This is a genomic window from Pandoraea sp. (assembly GCF_041919235.1).
GTDB lineage: Bacteria > Pseudomonadota > Gammaproteobacteria > Burkholderiales > Burkholderiaceae > Pandoraea.
Map to the genome: position 1 here is coordinate 161,269 of NZ_JAYRUC010000001.1, position 17,957 is coordinate 179,225.

Sequence of the window (17,957 nt, forward strand, 5' to 3'; positions counted from 1 at the left end):
CGTCGGCGTCAATGATCTCGGCACGGTCATCGGTAACGCGGGCAGTGTTGTCGATAGCGGCGGCTCGACGGTCTCGGCACTTGGCTCCGTAATCGGTTCGCAATCGCTTCCGGGTGTCGGCTCGGCCGTCCCTCAATCGTTCGGGAGTATGGTGCAGAATGTCGGCGCCGGCGTCTCCACATTCGGTAGCGGTGTCTCTCAAGGTCTGGGGCAACTCGGCACAGGCGGAAATGCGCTCGGAACCACCCTTTCGAGCCTGGGCGGCGCGATTGGCAATACCGGCGGCGCCGTCATCGACGGCGGCAGTCTCATCGCCAACCTGACCAACGGTCCACTGGCTCCGCTCAGTGCGATTACGACACCGCTCGGTAACGCGGTCAGAACGCTCGGTGGCGCCATCACCAACGGTGGCGGCGCGCTGACGTCAGCCCTATCGACCGAGCCGGTCCAACAAATCACGCAAGCCATCAGCACCGCCATTACCCCGATGACCTCAACGCTCGCCGCCACAACGCAGACCGTTGGCTCGGCAACGGGACTTGGCGCTCCGGTGAGCGCCCTGCTATCGACGCTCGGCGGTGGCTTCGGCACAGCGGGTGGAGTCATCGTCGGGACCGGCGGTAACCCCATCACCACCGGTCTTGGCAGTGTTGTATCGAGAGTCGGCACGACGGTCGCTTCGATCGGCGGGCTAGTCGCCGGCGGAACCCCTGGCGGCGGTGGTCCGCTCGCGCCGGTCACGGGTTTGCTCTCGAGCGTCACCGGCACCTTGGGCGGCGCGACCAGCGGCGGCGGCAGCCCGCTCGCGCCGGTCACGGGTCTGCTCTCGAGCGTCACCGGCACCTTGGGCGGCGCGACCAGCGGCGGCGGCAGCCCGCTCGCGCCGGTCACGGGTCTGCTCTCGAGCGTCACCGGCACCTTTGGCGGCGCGACCAGCGGCGGCAGCAGCCCGCTCGCGCCCGTGACCAACCTGCTGGGTGGCGTGACGTCGGGCGCAGGCGGCGCCTCGGGCGGCCTGTTGGTCGGCCTTGCATCGAAAAAATAAAGTGAGCGCGTAAAGCGCAACACTCGGGAGGCGGCGGCCCCGACAACGGGTCCGCCGTCTTTTTATTGGGCCGACGTAGGTGACGTACTACGCCGGGGAACAGATCGTTTGCCCGCAATGTCATCCAGCGAAATCCCGGCAGCACGGCCGAGCGCGACCGGCGCCAAAGTCTGCAAAACCCACGCACCGTACTGACTTCGCAACCCGCGACGCGCCGTCGCCGCAATCCGTCCCTTCTCTTCGTAACAGCGCATCGCGGACGGCCCCCCCCGCGCGCTGCACGACTTCGCCAATGTCCAGTCGCACCGCGTCTTTGGTCTCGGCCTCTACGCGGGAGCCTGGCCGGTGAGCCTCGCACAATGCACAACACCAGGGTAAGGTGGCCCGCACGAGGCGCGCTTGAGCTGTCACAGACGCCGTACTATAGTGACCGACACCATGCATCGCTTGCAGTGCCTTGGCGTCCTCACAAAACGGCATGGCGGCGTTGCCCGCCAACTCAAGGATTTTGCCCACCATGGACACCACCGTCGTCGAAAGCTGGAAGGATTTCATGGAATTGTCCTCCCGCTTGGAAGGGTGGGCCTTTCGCGGACAGCAGGACGCGCGTTGGCACCTGCAAAGCTCACTCTCGCGGTATCTGCACGCCTATGTCTCCGACAAGGAACAGTGGCGCAGTCGCGAGGCACGCGCCATCCGCATCTTCCGGCGCAAGGCGCATAACCATGTGCCCTGGCCCGCGCTGTTGCACGACGACTTGCGGTGCCTCGGGCTGATGCAGCACCACGGCGCCCCCACCCGTTTGCTGGACTTCACGAAGTCGCCCTTCGTCGCCGCCTTCTTCGCGCTGGAGCGCGCCACGAGCGATTCGGCCATCTTCGCTCTGAATACCCCCGCGCTGTACGACGACCGCGCCCGCCCGCGCCATGCGCCCTGGCTCACGCGCGATACGATCGATCCGCGCGTCAAAGGGAACATGGAGAAGTACTTTCTCGGCAACGACAACGAAGTGGTCTGGTTCGGCGAACCCGAAGAGATGGACGGCCGGCTCATCGCGCAATCGGGGACATTGGTGGTGCCGGGGGTGATCGACCGGCCGCTGCATCGCATTCTCGAAGGTTACGAGAGCGATGAGCCGTTGCTGCGCAAGATCGTACTGCCGATGACGCTACGCGCGGACGCCATGAAATGGCTTTATCGGATGAACGTGACGAACGCTTCGTTGTTCCCGGACCTCGACGGCCTGGCGCGCTCGATTGCCGTCGAGATCGAAATGGTCTGGCCGACGCAGACGTTGGGATGAGCGCGCGTCAGGTCAGATCAAGCCCTTCAGGAAACCGGCTCCGCCGGATTTCCGCTCGGATTTGTTCGCATACATGCGCCGGTCGGCGACGCGAATGAGTTCGCTCATCGATTCGCCATCGTCGGGAAAAACCGCCACACCGACACTCACACGCACGCTCACGCTGGCGTCGTTCAACGAGACCACCTGCTCGATCTCCGCGCGCAGACGCGTGACGGCAAAGTCGATGCGCTCGACGATCTCCGCGTCCTGAACGATGGCAACGAACTCGTCGCCGGAGTGACGCGCCACAAAGCCGCATCCCGTGACCCCGGCCTTCATGCGCTGGCCGATCTCCTTGAGCAGCAGGTCGCCGACCGCGTGCCCGAGACTATCGTTGACCCCCTTGAATCCGTCGATATCGGCAAACAGCAGGGCCAGCTTCGCGTTGGTGCGCTGCGCACGGCGCACCGCTTCGCTCGCGAATTCACCGAACGTGCGGCGATTCGGCAAACCGGTCAGTTCGTCGAAGCGTGCCGCCTTGTAGAGATCGTCGATCAGTTGCTTACGCTCGATGGCCAGCGCCGTCTGGTCGCACACGAAGGCCAGCAGCCGCTGCGCCGCCTCGGCCTGCAACGCCCTCGCCGGCCCGTAGATCATGAGCGCGCCCACCGCGCGCCGCGCCGTTTGCATTGGAAAGACCACCAGTGCATGCTTGCCGGGCGGGACGACATCGTCCGGCAAGAACGGTTCGGCATGCACCTGGGCAGACGATTGGCCCGCCCCGTCGCCGGGTACGGCATCGATCAGCCGCCACAGCGATTGCTGCGCATGCGCGGCGTGCGCCGACAGATGTTGGGCCTGTGGCCAGTCAAGCACCGGGACCCCGGCGCTGTCGCGGTATTGATACACCCTTTCCCATCTCGCCTGCTCCGCGTCGCAGGTGGCCACGACGATGGCGTCAATGGGAAACAGCGTGCACAGCGTATCGTGCACGGCCTTGCAGAGCGTGCGGACGTCAGCCGCGTCGTGGGCGGCTTCGGAGATCGAGTACGTGGCACGCTGCAATGCTTCGGCCTGCTTCTTCGCCGACACGTCGCGCGCGACGCCAATGCGCAACCCATGCTCATCGGACCAGCGAGCGGACCACATGATGTGGACGAAGTGGCCGTCCTTGTGAATGTAGCGATTCTCGAAACCGATCCGGGGATGGCCGGCCATCACGCGCTTCGACTCTTCGATCGTGCGCTCGCGGTCTTCCTTCGCCACGAAATCGATCATCGAGCGCCCCACCAACTCTTGCGCCGAGTAGCCGAGAATAGCCTCGCAGGCCGGGCTCACATAGACGAGAGCGCCAGCCTTGTTGACGAGAAACACCGCGTCCAGCAGCAACCCCATACAGCTCGCCAGGACGTCTTTTGTTACGAATTCCATTGATTTTGAACGGACATGAAGCATCCGCGCAGTATAAGGCAATCTCACTATGTGAACATTTCACCACCGTGACAACACATCATTTGCGATCGCCCGCCTGCTTCGAACCACTCGGCGTCGATCAAAAGATCAATTGTTTGACCCAGCCTGGCGTTGCGACATTTGCCGCGCACTCCTTACGGACTTGCCGGCATGCGATGTCGTATTCGCTGCGAAGCAGACGGATTCTGGCCGCTACGAGATTGCGGAATTCCAACTCGCGGTGGCTGAACCCCACCCGATCCGAATATCTCGTGCCGTCGGGCAAAGCCCCTCGAATTTCGTAATAAATCACCCCGTCACGCGAATACTTCACGACTTTGGCTACCATCTTGTTCCAATGCTCATCAGTTTTCCCACCCGAGTTTTCCCTGTATTTCGCTTCGATTCCGGGATGTGATGCCGATTGTCACTTGGACGATTCAAATTGGCAACCACGCGCGCATGCGCCGGGCCGTCGGCATCGCGGCCGTCGGTCTCCGATCGAATGACGTGCGGACCTTTCCGATCGGGCCAGCGTCGATTAGCATGGGGAATATGAACGGCTGGACGATGCACGCCGCCCGTCACGACAGGAGACAGCAATGACGAAGCTCGTCACATGTGTATGGTTCGATCAGGGCAAAGCGCGTGAGGCGGCCGAGTTCTACGCCGCCACATTTCCCGACAGTCATGTCGACGCGAGTCACGCCTCGCCGATTCCCGGCATCGGCCAGGGCACCGAGTTGACGGTTGAATTCACCGTCCTCGGCCAACACTTCGTCGGCCTGAATGGCGGACCGGAATTCAAGCCGAACGAAGCCGTCAGCTTCATGGTGACCACACACAGTCAGGAGGAGACCGATCGCTACTGGAACGCCATCGTCGACAACGGCGGCGCGGCGTCGGCCTGTGGCTGGTGCAAGGATCGCTGGGGCTTCTCGTGGCAGATCACACCGCAGCGACTGCTCGATGTCGTCACGGGCCAGGATGTTGCGGCGGCGCGGCGCGCGATGCAGGCCATGATGACCATGCACAAGATCGACATCGCCGCCATCGAGCGCGCTGCGGCCGGCTGACGCAAAGCCGCGCTTGCGTCACGCGACCTGCTTGACATTGATGTGAGGTGCGACGGGTGCCAGCCGTCGCTGTCATCGGCACCCCATTGGGCGGAACGACGGCGAACGCAGCCTGACAGCCGAAACGCCGCGCTGCATGTCAGGCCGCGGCACTCAGTCGCTGCGGCTCCCGTGGTCCCGACAAGTCGCGATCCTCATGGGACGACTTGCCAACCGGGGCCGAGCGCGCATACGTGGTCATGCGCCGGGGCCCATCATCCTCGCGCGCCACGCGGAATTTCCCGGCTTCGTTGACCAGGTCGGCGGCCTGCTGGCGCAGGTGATCCGCCGCAGCCGCCGCCTCTTCGACGAGCGCGGCGTTCTGTTGCGTCACCTGGTCCATCTGCGTCACGGCCTGACCCACCTGCTCGATGCCGCGCGCCTGTTCGTCACTCGCGGCGGCGATCTCGGCAATCAACTCGCTGACACGCCGCACCGACACGACGATCTGATCCATCGTGCGGCCGGCGACTTCCACGCGCGACGTGCCGTCCTCGACCTGCTGCACGGATGCGGCGATCAATTCGCGAATCTCCTTGGCCGTGCCAGCCGAGCGTTGGGCGAGCGTGCGCACTTCCCCCGCCACGACGGCGAAGCCACGCCCTTGTTCGCCCGCGCGAGCTGCCTCCACGGCGGCGTTGAGCGCGAGGATGTTGGTCTGGAACGCGATGCCTTCGATGGCCTTGATCATGTCGCTCATGCGTGCAGACGCGCTGGCCATCGACTGCATCGTCTCGACAACGGCACGCACGCTTTGCGCCCCGGCATCCGCCACCCCGGAAGCCTCCTGAGACAGGCGTCTCGCCTGCATCGCATGTTCCACGTTCTGACGCACGGTCGACGTCAGCTCTTCCATCGACGCGGCCGTCTCTTCCAGCGACGCCGCCTGCTCTTCGGTACGTTGCGACAGGTCGGCGTTGCCTTGCGCAATCTCGCGTGCCGCATTGTCGATGGCCCCCGAGGCGCCCTGAATATTGCGCACCAGATGGCTGAGTTGTTCAATGGCCGTGTCGAGCGCAAGCGCCATCTGACCGATCTCGTCGCCACGTTCCGCGTGCACGCGATGCGTCAGATCGCCGCGCGCGAGCGCCGAAGCCCCCTCGACCGCGGCGCGCACCGGACGCGTGACCGAGCGCGTGATCGCCACCGCCGACATCACAGACACGGCAACCGACGCGAGCATCGCCGCGAGCAGCCACAACCGGGCTGCCGTATAGGCCGCGGTGGCATCGGCGGCTTCTGCCGCGCTCACCGATTTGCCGACCGTCATCAGGCCGTCGAGAGGGGCAAAGTGCGCCACCTGCGCCTTTTGCAGCGGCCCCATCAACTCCGATTTGGCTTCGGCGAAGTTGCCGCTGCGAACCAGCGCAACAACGGCGTCGAGCCGCTTTCCGTACGCCGCGTTCGTTTCGGCCAGCGTGCGGTAAAGCGCCTTGCCCTTGTCGGTGTAAAAGAGCGTCGCCATGCCGGCGATGCTCTTGTTGTTGGCTTGCCGAAGTTCGTCGATCTGGGCGAGGCGTGCGTCGAGCTGCGTGGCGTCTTCAGACATCACGATATCGCGCAGCATCACGGCGACGTGCGCCGCCCGATCCTTCAGACCGTGGAACTCGAGAATCTTGGTGTTCAGGTCGGAGACGATGAGTTGGGTGTTCGTATCCATCGTCGCCATTTTCGTCACGGCCACCACCGCCACGACCAACAGCATGAACACATTGACGGAAAAGGCGACGGCGAGCCGTTTGCTGATACTCAGATTCTTGAACATTGCCTTGCGCGCGTTGAGCGATTCGTCCTGCGGTGTTGTCGGTATTTCAGCCTGCTGCGGGCAAGCGCGGCAGGCCACTCTCTCTCGGTACCTATGAGAAGACTTAACGAGTGCTTTTGACGAAACTTGAGCGGCCACGCGAGAAAATCCGCGAAGATCGCGCGATGACCCGCCGGACAGGTGCTCCCCGGGCGAACGCCTGCCCCCCAACATCACATATGTTGTATATCAACTCAGCAATTCGTACGGGCCGCCGCGCGCGAGTGCGCGCTGATAGGCATCACGGGCATGAATGCGTTGAAGGAAGTCGGCAATCGCTGGCCATTGCCCTGGCGCCGTGCCACGCGCGGTCGCCGCTTCGAGCGGAAAGCTCATCTGAATATCCGCCGCACTGAAGCACTCGCCGACGAACCAGCCGGTCTTCGTCAGCGCATCGTTCACATAGTCGAAATGCAGGCGCAGTTGCGGGTCGACGAAGCTCGACTGCAGCGTTTCGCTGATTTTGCGCGCAATGGGGCGCACGAAGAACGGCATCGGCGCGCTTGCAATGCGCAGCGCCACGAGCTTGAGCAACAGCGGCGGCATGGCCGAACCCTCGGCGTAATGCAGCCAGTAAGTCCAGCGCAGCCGCTCCGGCGTGTCGCGTGGCGGCGCCAGCCGCCCCTGACCATAGCGCTCGACGAGATACTCGATGATGGCGCCGGACTCCGCCAGCGTCAGATCGCCGTCCGTCACCACGGGGGACTTGCCCAGCGGATGCACCTGGCGCAGTTCGGCAGGCGCAAGCATGGTCTTCGGATCGCGCTCATAGCGGCGCACGTCGTAAGGAACCCCCAGCTCTTCGAGCATCCACAGCACGCGCTGCGAGCGGGAGTTGTTCAAGTGATGAACCGTCAGCATGGTGTCTGGCTCCGGCGGGAAATCCGCCCGACATTGTCGCCGCAATGCCGGGTTTGAGGGTAATCTTGTCCATCGGCCTCGCCGGGGTTCGCGCCGGGCCACCCACCCACTCTCCCTCATCTCTCATGGACAGAATCGACGCCATGAAGGTCTTCGTCGCCACCGTCGACGAAGGAAGCCTCGCCGGTGCGGCCCGGCGTCTCGGGCGCTCGCCTGCCGCCGTCAGCCGCGCCATCGCCTTTCTCGAAGCACATACCGGCACGGCCCTGCTCCATCGCACGACCCGCACGCTCAAACTGAGCGTCGCGGGCGAGCGCTACGCCGCCGCGTGCCGCCGCATCCTGCTCGATCTGGACGACGCCGACGTGATCGCCGCCGGAGAACGTTCCGCCCCGCGCGGCATGCTCACCGTGTCTGCACCGCTTGCTGCTGGCGAAACCTTCATGCGCGAGATTGCCGACGCCTTCATCGAGCGCTACCCCGATGTCGTTGTCCGCTTGCAACTGAGCGACCTGCCCGTGAGCCTGATCGATGAAGGTGTCGACGTCGCGATGCGCGTCGCCCATCTGCCCGACTCCTCGCTCGTCGCCACGCAGGTGGGCGAGGTTCGGCGCATCGTTGCGGCCTCGCCGGCGTATCTCGCCGCCCACGGCCCCATCGAGACCCCGTCCGATCTCGCCAAGCAGCAGATCGTCTCGATGACGTACTTCGGCATCGACTCGTGGCGCTTCCCCGCCACCGGGCGTAATGCCGTGCCGCAGGTCGTGCAATTCATGCCGCGTCTGATCGTCAATTCGATTCGTGCCGCGATTGCGTCGGTCGTTGCCGGACACGGCGTGGCGCGCATGTTGACGTATCACATCGTCGACGAGTTGGAGCGCGGCGCGCTGAGCATCGTGCTGCAAGACCATGAGCACCCTCCCATGCCGGTTCACATCATCACCCCGCAAGGACGGCTCGCTGTGCCCAAGGTCCGAGCGTTCGTCGACTTCGCGGTACCCCGTCTACGCAAGCACTTCGCACGCGTGCACAAGCTGGCAAGCCGGGCCTGAGTCACGCATCGCGCCCGAGGATTGCCGCTCGCCCTCCGGGCGATTGTTACGCCGCACGGAAGAATGACTTCCGTGACATGACCGTTCTCCGATGCGACGCCTCAACCTAAACTGACCGCATTGCTGCCGCGCGACGCTTTGGCCGACGCCGAGACGCACGCAGCGCTCCCGGAGAGACCATGTCGAATGCAGTGCTTGGCGGCACCACGGCTGCCGCGTTCAACGCGTGGCGCGCCACGCTCTCGGCCGCATGCGCCAGCCTCATCGGTATCGGCTTTGCCCGCTTCGCCTACACGGCGCTGCTGCCCGCGATCATCGGTTCGCATTGGTTCGCCCCCGCTACCGCGGCCTATCTGGGGGCGGCCAATCTCGGCGGCTATCTGGCCGGTGCGCTGGGCGCACGCGTGCTCGCACGCCGCGCATCGAGCGTCGCGATCCTGCGTGCGATGATGCTGCTCGCCGTCGCCGCATTCTTCGCTTGCGCATGGCCCGTCTCGTTCCTCTGGTTCTTCGGCTGGCGCTTCGCGTCCGGCTTTGCGGGCGGTGTATTGATGGTGACCGCCGCGCCTTCGGTACTGGCGCATGTGGCGCCCGCGCGACGTGGCATCGCGAGCGGGGCAATCTTCGCGGGCATCGGTCTGGGCATCGCTGCCTCGGGCACGCTCGTACCGTTGTTGCTGCGGCAAGGCCTCGCGCAGGCATGGAGCGGTCTTGGCCTGCTCTCGCTCGTGCTCACCGCCGTCGCGTGGCGCGGCTGGCCGGGCGAGGTCCCTGTCGCGGTCCCTGTCGCGGCCAATGCGCGCGCCGCTGCGCACCCGCAACGTCGGACGGCCAGCCCGCTCGCGCTGCGGTCGCTTTACGTCGAATACGCGCTCAATGCCGTGGCGCTGGTCCCCCATATGATTTTCCTGGTCGACTACGTCGCGCGCGGGCTGGGCAAAGGGCTCGATGCTGGCGCGAACTATTGGGTACTGTACGGGCTGGGGGCGATTGTCGGGCCGCTCTTCGTTGGGCATCTCGCCGATCGGATCGGCTTCGCACGGGCCTTGCGCGTGGCGTATGTCACGCAGATGTGCGCGGTTCTGCTGCCGGTACTCGGCCTCGGCCTGCCCGCACTGATCGTCTCGAGCATGGTGATGGGTGCGTTCACGCCAGGCATCGTGCCGCTGGTGCTTGGCCGCACCAACGAACTGCTCGCCCATCACCCCGGCTCGCAGAAGGCGGCGTGGAGCACGGCAACGACCAGCTTTGCAACACTGCAAGCGGGCGCGGCATACGGAATGTCGTTCCTGTTCGCCGCGACGTCGGGCAACTATTCGCTGCTGTTCATGGTGGGCGGCGCGGCCATGGCGACCGGGTTGTTGATCAACGTGATCTCCGCCCGCCTCGCGCGCGCGTGAAGTTCGGCGTTATCTCGACGATCGGCCCGCGCCCCACTTCCCGGGCGACACGCCAAACGCGCGCCGAAAGTAGCGGGTGAAGTGCGACAGATCGTTGAAGCCTTGGGCAAGCGCCACCTCAGTGGCCGAGGCGCCGCCACGCAAGGCTGGCAAGGCCCGCACCACACGCAACTGATTGCGCCATGCGTGCGGCGCCAACCCTGTGTGGCGTGAGAACAGGCGTGCCGCGTGAAATGGCGAAAGCTCGACCGCCTCGGCCAATGCCGTGAGCGAGAGCGGCTCGGTGAGATCGGCCGAGAGTCGTGTCTTCATGGTCTCGACGCGCACCGCGTCACGATGCTCCTGCGCCTGCGGTGCCCGCGCCTGCGCGTGACGAACCAGCATCGTCGACACGGCCTCGATCAGCACGCTCTCCGCCAGCAGCGGATCGGCGCCACCCTGGAGTAGACGATGCGCGGCAACCAGACGCCACATCGCGTGAGCGTCGTGGATCACGCGCTCGCCAAACCACGGCAGTGCGTCGCCGGCCCCCGCGCCTTGCGCCACGTGGGCCAGCGGGCACATCAACTGGCGCTGCACACCTTGCACGAAACCGACCGGCAGGTAGAACACACGATAGCGCCACCCGAAGTCGGTTTCGCGCGCCCCCGTATGGACTTCGCCCGGGTGGATGATCGCCACGGACCCGGCATCCGCGACGTGCTCACCGCCCCGATAGGCATAGCGCTCCGCGCCTTCCACGATGCACGCAAACGTATAGGCGTCATGCCAGTGCGGCGCGAAGGTATGGTCGTTGTATTCGGCCGTGACCATGTCACCGCCCGGCACGAGCGGCGAACGCCAATACCGAGGTGCATTGCGAAATGGTCGAAATGGTCGAAATGGCCTAAGCGGCTGAGGCGGCTGAAATGCCTGAAGCGGCTGAATCGGCGGGTCAAGGGTGTCCATGCCCGCTACTCTACACCGGCCGACGCCCGTTTCGCCGCCCCGTCGCCCACGCAAACGGACTCGGCAACTCAGCCCCGCCCCAGTCGCGTGCAATCGCTGCCGGGCGATCGACTCAGCGCGTAGCGACCACGAAGAGCCGTGGAAACGGCAGCAGCACCGTACCGTCAGCCAGCGTCGGATACGCCTTGGCGATTTCGTCGGTGTAACGCGCCAGGAAAGTGTCCCGCGACGCGTCGTCGAGCGCCGCGAGGAATGGCCGCAACGCGCTGCCCTTGAACCACTCCACGACAGCGGGCGCCCCGCCCGCGAGCGGGTGATAGTAGGTCGTGCGCCAGATGTCGACGCGCGAGCACAGCGCGCGCAGCAGCGGGTAGTAGAACGTGGCGCCATGGCGCGCCGTACGCGCCACCCCTTTGAGCTGCGCCGCCCAACGTGCATCGGCCGCGACTTCCCGCATCAGTCGGTGCGCAGGCTCGTCGAGATTGTCCGGCGTCTGCACGGCCAGCGAGCCGCCGGGGGCGAGACATTCGACCAGGCGCGGATACAGCGTCTCGTGATCCGGTAACCATTGCAATACGGCATTGGCGAGCACTACGTCGAACGGGCCATCTTTCCAGTTCGCGATGTCGGCCAAATCGAAGCGGCATTGCGGCAGACGCGCGCGCGCCGCATCGACCATATCCTGCGAACTGTCCAGCCCGAGCACGTCGGCCTGGGAATAACGTGCGGCAAGCACCTCGGTGGAATTACCTGGGCCGCAGCCGATGTCGACGACGCGTGCAACGCTGCGATCCGAAAGGTTCGGAATCGCCGCAACGAGATCGCGCACGGGGCGCGTGCGTTCGTCTTCGAACTTGACGTATTGTGCGGCTTGCCACGCAGGATTCACCGGGGCGTGTGGCGACGACATTTGCGACATGACGGACTCCAGGGGGTCTCAGGCGATAGTCGTCACAATATCAGGTCGTCGCCCGCGCGGCGGGCGAGAACGTATGCGTCAGAGCGGGGAGTATTGCCAGCGCGTGGCCGCGCCGATCCCCCCGTGGAGGTGCCATGACGTCATGCCATCGAGTACCCGCTCGCAACCCTGCGCCGCGATGGGATCCGGCGCGCTCACCCTGCCCGTGCGGCGAAGCAACGGGCGCGGATCGACCGGGACACCCTGCCGACGCAGCTCGAAATGCAGGTGGGCGCCCGTCACCATGCCCGTCTTGCCGACCGCGCCGATGATATCGCCCGCTGCCACCGTCTCGCCGACGCGCAAACCCCGCGCCGTGGCGGACAAGTGAGCGTAGATCGTCTCACTGTCGTATCGATGCGAGACCACGATGTAGCGGCCGAACCCTCGACGCTCGAAGCCGATCGACTTCACGACGCCCTGCGCCACCACGCGCACCGGCGTTCCCGACGGCGCGACGAGATCGATGCCGGTGTGTCGATGCTTCACGCGTCGCACAGGGTGCTTGCGCGTGCCGAAATCGGACGAGACGCGCGAATAGGTCACCGGCATCACGAGCGGACCCGATGCACGCCCCGTCACTGACGTGGGGTGCAGCGGCGTCGCTTTGCCGCACGCGGATTGCCGAAGCGCCGCGCCCGTCAGCGGCACCGAGGATACCGCCGGTGCGAGAACGCTCGGGGGCGAGAAAGCAAACGACGGCGTCAGGCGCGGATGCAAACGCAACGCGTCATTCGGGGCGCTGCCTTCGGCCGCTGCGGCAAACGGCATGACCATGCACAACACGAGCCACACGGCTCGCCAGCGGGAGCGGCCACCCTCGCCCTGCTCCCGCAGGCCTCGTGCGCCGCCGTCCAACGCGTTGCACATGCGCCTGATGGAAGGAGAAGAGAAAGACATCGCTCGAAAAGTAAATTCGGAAACGACGCAGTCTACGGGGCAATAGCCCGCCAATTAACGGGAAATCACACAAAACATGCGGCAACGGCAGTCAAAGTGACGTCATTTGGGATGGCGCCTACGCAGAGGGCACGCAGGACGCGTTCCCATCCGATGCGATCGCCATCGTAGTGCGTCATGACGCGCGGCCTTGCCGAAGCGTCAGCGGTTGGCGGGCAACCGTTAGCCGCCCCGTCGAACAAACGCTCGCCGACATTGTCCGATGCCTTGAGTCCGCGCCGCCCGACGTCAGAATGTGTTCACACCAGGGTAGCGCGCGTAAGATAGCGTCTTCGCCCGGTGTCCCCTGGCATCGGGCCGTTATTCGGTAGTCATGTCTAGCGCCTGGATCACTATTACCAACTTCGGTGGTGCCGCCGTCACGGTGCCCGCCGCCGCCGCCCTCACTCTCTGGTTGCTCTCGGCCCGTGCATGGCGCATGGCCGTCACATGGGTCACCCTGTTTGCGGCTGGCGCGACGATCGTCGCCGTCTCCAAGATCATGTTCCTCGGCTGGGGAATTGGCGTACGCGAAGTCGATTTCACCGGCGTGAGCGGGCACACGATGCTCGCCGCCACGGTCTATCCGGTCATTGCGTGGTTACTGCTGCGCCATCAGGCGTGGCCATGGCGCGTGCTCGGCATGGGCGCGGCGACGCTCGGCAGCGCGGCGGTCGGCGTGTCACGCGTGGCGCTGTCGGCGCACTCGATTTCGGAGTCGGTGGCCGGCTGTGCGGTGGGTTTCGCCGTCTGCGCCGCCTTCGCGTGGCTCACGCGGCGCGACGATACGCCCAACCTCAAAACCCTGCCGATGGCGGCGAGCCTGTTCGTGCTTGTGATGTGGCTGCACGGTGAGCGCGTGCCGACGCAACGCTGGATCACGCATCTTGCGCTCTCGCTCTCCGGCCACGAACAACCCTTCCGCCGCATAAGCTGGCACGCCCGCAAGCATGTGCCCTCACCGGCAACCTCCACCGTCGCGCCAGCGATCCGAGTCCCGGCCCCCTGAGCCCTGTCTGTTGGCAATGATCGACAGTCCGCCCGCGAGTTGTCTCAGATCACGGTTCTTTCAAGCGGTGTGCGTTATATTCGCTGAAACGTCCTATGACGCATTGACATAACGGCAAGGCGCGCAGGTTTCCGGCCATTGCCGTCTCTCCTTTTTTGCCGCAGATGGCGCGCGTTTGCGTGTCGGCGGCAAGCCAGAACGGAGTCCGACATGCCTGCTCGCAGTGCCAAGACGTCCGCGCCCGCGTCCGCGTCCCCATCCGCCCAAGCGTCGCGCTCGCGCGGTACCTCCAAGACCGCCAATCCACCGACGCGTCGTGCCACGCCGCAAGGCCCTGCGCCGGTCGCGGTGGCAGCGGCCGATCCACCGTCGTCCGCCGAGGCACGCACGCCTGAGCAAAGGGTGACGCCCGAGGCAGCCTCCGCTTCGTCTGCTTCGTCTGCTTCCTCCGCTCCTCCCGCGTGGTCGTTCACCGACGGCCTGGATCGGGCGGCGATGGCTGCGACCGCGCGGTTTACCGGCAATGTCTCGCCCGCCGCGGTCTTGCTCGCCTGGACCGACTGGGCAATGCACGCCGCGACGGCGCCCGGGCATCAGCTCAACGTATTCAAGGCCTTCGCCGCCATCGACAAGCCGGGCGCTGGCCACGTGTCGAATGCCGGCGGTCCGCCCACCGCCGACCGGCGTTTTCACGATCCGCTGTGGGACCAGCCGCCGTTCGCCTGGTGGCGCGAGCGTTTCCTGCGTACGCAAGATTTCGTCGATGAGATGACCGGCGAGATTCCGGGCGTCGATCCGCACCACCGCGATGTCGTTCGGTTCATGGCACGACAATGGCTCGATGTGTTCTCGCCAAGCAATCTTTGGTATCTGAATCCCGAAGTGCTCGCCGCGATCCGCGAGACGCAGGGACAAAACCTCGTTCAGGGCGCGCAACGCTGGTGGTCCGACCTGCGCGACATGGCGGCGGGCCACGCCCCGGGCGCCGGACCGCAGGCGTGCAAAGCATTCTGCGTCGGCCACGAGATCGCCGCGACGCCCGGCAAGGTTGTCTACCGCAACGCCTATTTCGAACTGCTGCAATACGCGCCCGCAGAGCCGCAGACGTGGCGCGAACCGGTCCTGATCGTGCCGTCGTGGCTGCTCAAGTACTACATTCTCGATCTTGAGGCGCAGCACTCGCTCGTGCGCTATCTGGTCGCGCAGGGCCATAGCGTCTTCATGATTTCGTGGCACAACGCCGGGCCGAAGGACCGCGATCGGGGGTTGGATAACTACCTCAACGACGGACTGCTCACCGCTTTGCAGGAGGTGCGTCGGCTCACGGGCAACGTGCCCGTGCACGCATGCGGTTACTGTCTCGGTGGCACCCTGCTCGCCATCGCGGCGGCGACGCTTGCGCGCGAGGGCGGAAGCGGAGAATCAAACGGAAAAGCAAGCGGAAAAGCAAGCGACGTGCTCGCCAGCGTGACGTTGCTCGCTGCGCAGACCGACTTCAGTGAGCCTGGAGAGTTGGGGCTGTTCATCGACGCCAGTCAGGTCGCGTATCTCGAAGCGATGATGTGGCGGCAGGGATATATCAGCGGCGAGCAGCTCGCGGGCACCTTCCAACTGCTCAATTCGCGAGACCTGATCTGGTCGCGGCTCATGGGTGACTACCTGCTCGGCAAACCGGCACAGACGACCGACTTCACGGTGTGGAACGCTGACACCACGCGTATTCCTGCGCGGCTGCACAGCCAGTGCCTACGCGAGCTGTATCTGAACAACGCGCTGGCGACGGGTACGCTCAAGGTCGCCGGGCAGCCGATCGCGCTCTCGGATATTCGCGTGCCGATGTTCGTTGTAGCGACCGAGCGCGACCATATCTCTCCGTGGCGCTCCGTGTACAAGATGCACCTGCTCTACAACGGCGATCTCACGTTTGCGCTCGTCTCGGGCGGGCACAACGTGGGCGTGGTGTGTCCACCCGGACATCCTCACAGTCACCATCGGGTGGCCACCCGCACGGTGGGGTCGGCATACCGCGATCCGGACGATTGGTTCGCCACGACACCCGCCATGCAGAGCTCCTGGTGGCCGGCATGGCAGGCGTGGCTTCTGGCGCAGGGCAGCGGCAAATCCGTTGCCGCGCCCTGGCCCCCTGCACGGGGGCTCGACGATGCGCCCGGCGCTTACGTGCTTGAGCGCTGAGCTGGCGCTGCGCCGCGCTTGGGCGGCACGCGGCCGTTAAGCGGCGACTGCTGCGACACCGCCGCCTCGGTCGCCTGCGCGGCTTCCGCCGACATGCGACGCCAAGCGTCCATCGTGCCTTGCGTTGCGTCGTTGAACGCCTGGAACCACTTCTGCAGCGGGGCCTCGGCCGCCCTGGCGGCTTCACCGGCGGAGGTCCCCGCCCCCATCAGATCGGGCAGCGTCATTGCGCCGGCCATGCCGTGCTGGAGTTCTTCGCCGGTCTTGCGAACATGCTCCGCCCACAGCAGTTGATTGTTGGCGCACACCGCCAGCCACTCGCGCCAGAATTCGTTTTGCTGCGCGAGCTGTCCGTTGAGCAGTTGCAGGTGCGCGCTCAGCAGTCCGTTGAAGTCGTGGGCGCTCCCGAGCGACTTGGCCGCTTCAGAATGCGACTTGAGCAATTCGGTATCGCGCGCCGCCTGCAATTGGTGCATGCGTTGTGCGGCCTCCAGCAAAATGCCGTAGGCCCCCAATGCGCTCGCGGTGCCAAGTTTGGCCATCGACAGCGCCGGATTCGTTTCCTTTAACATTGCGACTCTCCAAAACAAAGGGTGGGTAGCGGCGCGTCACTCCATATGCATGCCGCCGTTGATGGCGAGGTTGCTGCCGGTAATGAAGCCTGCGTCGTCCGACACGAGAAAGGCGACGAGGGCGGCCACTTCATCGGGGCGCCCCAACCGGCCGACCGGAATCTGCGGAAGAATGCGCGACTCAAGCACGTCCTGCGGTACGGCGGTGACCATCTTCGTGGCGAGATATCCCGGCGATATCGTGTTGACCGTCACGCCGGATTTGGCAACTTCCAAGGCCAGCGACTTGGTGAACCCGTGCATGCCCGCCTTCGCCGCCGCGTAATTCGCTTGCCCAAAGGCGCCCCGGCTGCCGTTGACCGAAGAGATGCTCACAACACGCCCCCAGCCGCGCGCCACCATGCCGCCGAAAATCGGCCGGGTCATGTTGAATACGCTATCGAGGTCCGTGCGCAATACCGACTGCCAGTCTTCGGAAGTCATCTTGCGCATCGTCGCGTCGCGCGTAATGCCTGCATTATTGATGAGAATGTCCACTGGGCCGGTGTCGGATTCGACGGCCTTTGCGCAAGCCTCGCACGAAGCAAAGTCGGCCACATCGACCCGATAGGCGGCGAATTCACGGCCGGTCTCGCGCATGCGCGCGACCCACCCTTCGCAATCATGATTGCTGGGGGAGCAGGTGACTGCGACCCGATATCCGGCGTCGGCAAGTCTCAGGCTGATCGCCTCGCCCAATCCTCCCATACCTCCTGTAACCAAAGCGACTCGTGATGTCATGGCTCTGCGTCTCTGATAAACGTCGATCGTTAAACTACAGATACATCCAGCATAGTCGCGAACGCCCGAATTGCTGCGACGCCAGGCGCTCCGGCAAGCCTTGGGCTTGACCTCGATCAAGCTCGCGCACTCTGGCCGCGAAAGCTGACCGCCGGCCGCTGCCCGCTGTGCCGCCTGCGTCACGAACTGCCAGATGTCTTCGCTTCGGTGTCGCCTGTCGTTGCAACTGACCCGAGTGCGACTCCACGTGCGGCGCAACGTTCCTCGGTGATGACGGCTTTCCCCGGTCCATCACCCTCCATGAATGTGCAGTGCCTCGCATTCGTCACATTGTCGATTGCATGCAATGCCTTGAATACACTGCATTCGTGGCCGAATGACATCGTACTCCAAAATATTTCGACGGTTGAGCTTTCCCGGCACATCAACAACATTCCAATGGCGCGTTTCGAGCGATAGCCACACGGGCGATTGAAGCACCCCGCCCCTCTGTTGCAGCGCGCTGGCAATCCATATATCATCGCCCGTAGATTTTTCCCGGATC

15 protein-coding genes and 2 pseudogenes are annotated in these 17,957 nt (G+C 64.9%); 7 read left to right on the forward strand and 10 right to left on the reverse strand.

Annotation, left to right across the window (positions count from 1 at the left end; translation table 11 throughout):
• Nucleotides 1-10: 10 nt before the first annotated feature.
• Nucleotides 11-1,009, forward strand: a pseudogene (locus ACE3UG_RS00735) (collagen-like triple helix repeat-containing protein); the annotation flags it as partial.
• Nucleotides 1,010-1,158: 149 nt separating this feature from the next.
• Here ACE3UG_RS00735 and ACE3UG_RS00740 read toward each other — a convergent pair.
• A pseudogene (locus ACE3UG_RS00740) lies at nt 1,159-1,351 on the reverse strand (MerR family transcriptional regulator); the annotation flags it as partial.
• Nucleotides 1,352-1,562: 211 nt separating this feature from the next.
• Between ACE3UG_RS00740 and ACE3UG_RS00745 the strand changes: the two are divergent.
• Nucleotides 1,563-2,348, forward strand: a complete 786-nt coding sequence (locus ACE3UG_RS00745) for an FRG domain-containing protein (RefSeq protein ID WP_374618365.1) — start codon at nt 1,563-1,565, stop codon at nt 2,346-2,348.
• A gap of 12 nt (nt 2,349-2,360) precedes the next feature.
• On the opposite strand, the gene ACE3UG_RS00750 is transcribed toward ACE3UG_RS00745, so the two are convergent.
• The gene (locus tag ACE3UG_RS00750; RefSeq protein ID WP_374618366.1) at nt 2,361-3,725 is read right to left on the reverse strand and encodes a diguanylate cyclase; all 1,365 of its coding nucleotides are present in this window, start codon (nt 3,723-3,725) and stop codon (nt 2,361-2,363) included.
• 157 nt (nt 3,726-3,882) lie between these two features.
• Nucleotides 3,883-4,131 carry a hypothetical protein gene (locus tag ACE3UG_RS00755; protein WP_374618368.1) on the reverse strand — a complete coding sequence of 83 codons (249 nt, stop codon included), beginning with the start codon at nt 4,129-4,131 and terminating at the stop codon, nt 3,883-3,885.
• Nucleotides 4,132-4,384: 253 nt separating this feature from the next.
• On the opposite strand from ACE3UG_RS00755, the gene ACE3UG_RS00760 reads away from it, so the two are divergent.
• Complete coding sequence (locus tag ACE3UG_RS00760) at nt 4,385-4,858, forward strand: VOC family protein (RefSeq protein ID WP_374618369.1); 474 nt, start codon at nt 4,385-4,387, stop codon at nt 4,856-4,858.
• A gap of 139 nt (nt 4,859-4,997) precedes the next feature.
• Here ACE3UG_RS00760 and ACE3UG_RS00765 read toward each other — a convergent pair whose 3' ends face one another.
• Nucleotides 4,998-6,740, reverse strand: a complete 1,743-nt coding sequence (locus tag ACE3UG_RS00765) for a methyl-accepting chemotaxis protein (RefSeq protein WP_374618371.1) — start codon at nt 6,738-6,740, stop codon at nt 4,998-5,000.
• A 150-nt stretch (nt 6,741-6,890) separates the two neighbouring features.
• A complete protein-coding gene (locus tag ACE3UG_RS00770; protein ID WP_374618372.1) occupies nt 6,891-7,562 on the reverse strand; it encodes a glutathione S-transferase in 672 nt (223 codons plus the stop codon).
• Nucleotides 7,563-7,687: 125 nt separating this feature from the next.
• On the opposite strand from ACE3UG_RS00770, the gene ACE3UG_RS00775 reads away from it, so the two are divergent.
• Together ACE3UG_RS00775 and ACE3UG_RS00780 are read left to right on the forward strand one after the other, a co-directional pair.
• Entirely contained in the window at nt 7,688-8,614 is a 927-nt protein-coding gene (locus ACE3UG_RS00775) for a LysR family transcriptional regulator (protein ID WP_374618374.1), read from the forward strand.
• 179 nt (nt 8,615-8,793) lie between these two features.
• The gene (locus ACE3UG_RS00780) at nt 8,794-10,014 is read left to right on the forward strand and encodes a YbfB/YjiJ family MFS transporter (RefSeq protein ID WP_374618375.1); all 1,221 of its coding nucleotides are present in this window, start codon (nt 8,794-8,796) and stop codon (nt 10,012-10,014) included.
• 9 nt (nt 10,015-10,023) lie between these two features.
• Here the strand turns inward: ACE3UG_RS00780 and ACE3UG_RS00785 are convergent, their stop codons facing one another.
• From ACE3UG_RS00785 to ACE3UG_RS00795, 3 genes are all read right to left on the reverse strand, one after another.
• Nucleotides 10,024-10,827: a helix-turn-helix domain-containing protein gene (locus ACE3UG_RS00785; protein ID WP_374618376.1), complete on the reverse strand. Its 804-nt coding sequence runs from the start codon at nt 10,825-10,827 to the stop codon at nt 10,024-10,026.
• 247 nt (nt 10,828-11,074) lie between these two features.
• Nucleotides 11,075-11,872, reverse strand: a complete 798-nt coding sequence (gene tam, locus ACE3UG_RS00790; protein WP_374618637.1) for a trans-aconitate 2-methyltransferase — start codon at nt 11,870-11,872, stop codon at nt 11,075-11,077.
• Nucleotides 11,873-11,959: 87 nt separating this feature from the next.
• Complete coding sequence (locus ACE3UG_RS00795) at nt 11,960-12,790, reverse strand: M23 family metallopeptidase (protein ID WP_374618377.1); 831 nt, start codon at nt 12,788-12,790, stop codon at nt 11,960-11,962.
• A 403-nt stretch (nt 12,791-13,193) separates the two neighbouring features.
• On the opposite strand from ACE3UG_RS00795, the gene ACE3UG_RS00800 reads away from it, so the two are divergent.
• Together ACE3UG_RS00800 and ACE3UG_RS00805 are read left to right on the forward strand one after the other, a co-directional pair.
• Nucleotides 13,194-13,868, forward strand: a complete 675-nt coding sequence (locus ACE3UG_RS00800; protein WP_374618379.1) for a phosphatase PAP2 family protein — start codon at nt 13,194-13,196, stop codon at nt 13,866-13,868.
• A gap of 210 nt (nt 13,869-14,078) precedes the next feature.
• Nucleotides 14,079-16,061 (forward strand): PHA/PHB synthase family protein, encoded by a 1,983-nt coding sequence (locus tag ACE3UG_RS00805; RefSeq protein ID WP_374618381.1) that lies wholly within the window; start codon nt 14,079-14,081, stop codon nt 16,059-16,061.
• Here ACE3UG_RS00805 and ACE3UG_RS00810 read toward each other — a convergent pair.
• Together ACE3UG_RS00810 and phbB are read right to left on the reverse strand one after the other, a co-directional pair.
• Complete coding sequence (locus ACE3UG_RS00810; protein ID WP_374618382.1) at nt 16,043-16,633, reverse strand: hypothetical protein; 591 nt, start codon at nt 16,631-16,633, stop codon at nt 16,043-16,045. The two genes, ACE3UG_RS00805 and ACE3UG_RS00810, sit on opposite strands and share 19 nt — an antisense overlap.
• Nucleotides 16,634-16,669: 36 nt before the next feature.
• Nucleotides 16,670-17,413 carry an acetoacetyl-CoA reductase gene (phbB, locus tag ACE3UG_RS00815; protein WP_374618384.1) on the reverse strand — a complete coding sequence of 248 codons (744 nt, stop codon included), beginning with the start codon at nt 17,411-17,413 and terminating at the stop codon, nt 16,670-16,672.
• Between the last annotated feature and the right edge of the window lie 544 nt (nt 17,414-17,957).